General features: G+C 73.5%; 1 pseudogene. It reads right to left on the bottom strand.

Features of this window, described 5'->3' with window-relative positions:
• Positions 1-276: pseudogene (locus Q1B08_RS21770) on the bottom strand (FUSC family protein); the annotation flags it as partial.
• Positions 277-377 lie beyond the last annotated feature (101 nt).

Here is a 377-nt window from a genome sequence, read left to right as displayed (position 1 = left end):
CGGCGACGTCGTGATCTCGATGAGGCCCGTCAGGTAGTCCGCGGCCCGCCGCCGCACCTCGTCCGCCAGCGGCTGCAGCTCTTCGAGGGTTTCGGGGCTGACCTCCCGCCGCTCCTCCCGCACCGCGCGATCGAGAACGATGAGCGCGTGCCAGAGCGCCTCGACCCCCCGCACCGCCTCGCGCAGGCTGGCCCCGGAGCGCAACCGCGAGGAGAACCGCGTCTCCCGGACGCGGGCCCGGGCGGCCTCGAGATGCCGGAGGAACCTCGAATGCACCGCGTCCCTGATGCTCGTCCGTCGTCACGCCCCGGTCGATGAGTTCGAGCAGCGCCCGGCAATCCCGGAGCGCATCGCGCAGGGCAAGCTCCACCCGCCGC

The organism is uncultured Jannaschia sp., assembly GCF_947494025.1.
Taxonomy (GTDB): domain Bacteria; phylum Pseudomonadota; class Alphaproteobacteria; order Rhodobacterales; family Rhodobacteraceae; genus Jannaschia.
The sequence above is the reverse complement of the archived record's forward strand: the minus strand, read 5'-3'. Positions and strand labels throughout refer to the sequence as shown.